The sequence below is a fragment of the Trueperaceae bacterium genome, assembly GCA_019454765.1.
In the GTDB taxonomy this organism is placed as follows: Bacteria; Deinococcota; Deinococci; order Deinococcales; family Trueperaceae; genus JAAYYF01.
In genome coordinates this window covers 1-2,113 of record JACFNR010000016.1, presented here as the reverse complement: position 1 = coordinate 2,113, position 2,113 = coordinate 1, and the positions used below count along the sequence as shown (strand labels likewise).

The 2,113-nt window shown below is 71.7% G+C and carries 4 protein-coding genes; all 4 read left to right on the top strand.

Annotated elements, in window-relative coordinates; all coding sequences use genetic code 11:
* Window positions 1-213, top strand: a 213-nt coding sequence (locus tag H3C53_06390; GenBank protein ID MBW7916300.1) for a Na+/H+ antiporter subunit E, incomplete at its 5' end; no start/stop codon positions are given.
* 43 nt (window positions 214-256) lie between these two features.
* Window positions 257-541: a K+/H+ antiporter subunit F gene (locus H3C53_06385; GenBank protein MBW7916299.1), complete on the top strand. Its 285-nt coding sequence runs from the start codon at window positions 257-259 to the stop codon at window positions 539-541.
* A complete protein-coding gene (locus tag H3C53_06380) occupies window positions 538-981 on the top strand; it encodes a monovalent cation/H(+) antiporter subunit G (protein MBW7916298.1) in 444 nt (147 codons plus the stop codon). Before H3C53_06385 ends, H3C53_06380 begins: the two co-directional genes overlap by 4 nt.
* On the top strand, window positions 978-2,113 hold a 1,136-nt coding region (locus H3C53_06375), incomplete at its 3' end, for an MFS transporter (protein MBW7916297.1). The genes H3C53_06380 and H3C53_06375, both read left to right, overlap by 4 nt.

The window sequence follows — 2,113 nt, the reverse complement described above, 5'->3', positions numbered from 1 at the left end:
GGCTTCGTGAACATCCCGCTCGACATCAGGAGCCCCCACGCCCTGGCGGCGCTGGCGACCATCATCACCGCCACGCCTGGCACCTTCTGGGCGGCGTACGACACGCGCACCAACGTGGTGACGATCCACGTGCTCGACCTGGTGGACGACGAGCAGTGGGTGCGCACCATCAAGGGCCGGTACGAGCGGCGGCTGCTCGAGGTGTTCGAGTGAACGCACCTCCGGCGGCCTGCCGCCCGGGGCGCCGGGTGGGGTCGTGACGTCGGCCGCCGTGCTCCACTGGGCCCTCTTGGTGGCCCACGGCCTGCTGGCGCTGGGCCTCGTGTTCGCGGCCGCGCGGCTGGTGAAGGGCCCACGCGCGCAGGACCGCGTGCTGGCTTTCGACGCGCTGTACCTCAACGCGGCCCTGCAGGTCGTGGTGTTCGGCATGCGGGTGGCGGAGCCCGGGTACATCGAGGCCGCCATCGTCATGACGCTGCTCGGCTTCGTGAGCAGCTCGGCCCTGGCCAAGTTCCTGATGCGCGGCGAGGTGATCGAGTGACCGAGGGGGTGCCGCTGGCGGCCGCGCTCGTCACGGCGGTCCTCGCCCTGTTGGGCGCGGTGGTGGCGGCGGTGGGCGCCCTGGGCCTGTTGCGGCTCAGGTCGTTCTACGCGCGAGCGCACCCGCCCACGCTGGCCGCCACCCTCGGCGCCACCTGCATCCTGCTCGCCAGCGCGGTCTACTTCTCGTTCCTCGAGGGTAGGTTCATGCCCAAGGCGCTGTTGGCCATCGTGTTCATCCCGCTCGTGAACCCCGTGACGACCATGCTGCTCGCGCGCGCCGCCCTGGCCCGCGACCGGACCCAGGCCTACGGCGCGAGGCCCGAACCCGGCAGCGAGGACGCCGAGTGGCGCCGCAAGGCCGTGGAACTAGCGGACGCTCAAGCGGAGGCGGCCAGGCGGGTGGCCGAGGACGCGCCGCCGGAGGCCGACGAGCCGTGAACCGCCGCTACCTCGGCCTCAACGGGTGGCAGTTGCTGGGCCTCGGGGTGGGCGCGGCCAGCCTGGCGATAACCTGGGGCCTCTACAACATATTCATGCCTCTCCTCCTGCGCGAGTTCGTGAGCTCCAGCGGGGTGCGCGGCGCCATCATGGGCCTAGACAACGTGCTCGGCCTCCTCCTGGTGCCGATCATAGGGGCATGGTCCGACCGCATCGAGGGACCCTTGGGCAAACGCCTACCGTTCCTCGTCGTCAGCATGCCCATGGCCGCGCTCCTCTTCGCGGCGCTGCCGTTCGCCAAGGCGGCCTTCTGGACCCTGATGGCGGTCGACATCGTCTTCCTGCTCGCCATGACCACCTTCCGCGCCCCCCTGGCGGCGCTGATGCCCGACCACGTGGCCCCCGCGGGTCGGCCGCACGCCAACGCCGTGCTCACCATGCTCGGCGCCGTCGGCGGCGCCCTCGGCCTGCTGATCCTCGCCCCCCTCTCCGAGGTGGCCATCTGGCTCCCGTTCGGCGTGGCGGGCGCGGTCACGCTCTCGGCCCTGTTCGCGGTGCGCGCCGCCACCACCACTCACCCCGAGCACGTGGAGATGAGCGTGATACAGGACGACGCTCCGCTCTTGGGTGGGCTCCTGCGCGACGCGGGCACGCTCCTTGGCCCGGGCCAGGGCAACATCCTGCTCATCCTCGCGGCCGTGTTCTTCGCGTTCTTCGGCTACTCCGCGCTCGAGGCGCAGTTCAGCACCTTCGCCACGGAGCAGTTCGGTCTCTCGGCGGGCAACGCCGGCGTGATCATGGGCGTCACCATCGCCGGCTTCGTGGTCATGGCGCTGCCGGCCGGGCACCTGGCCAGGCGCTGGGGCGAGATGAACACCATGCGCGCCGGTGCGCTGCTCCTGGCCGTGTGGCTGGTCATCGCCACGTTCGTGGCCGAGCCCGCCACCCTCTCCGTGTGGCTGGGCCTGGGCGGCGCCTCGTGGGCCCTCGTGCTGGTGCCCGCCTACCCGCTGGTCGTCAACCAGGGCGGCGACGAGCGCGTGGGCTTCTACACCGGCATGTACTACCTGTTCGGCTCCGCCGCCTCCATCGTGGCGCCGGCGGGCGTCGGCTGGGCGATGGACGTGCTCGG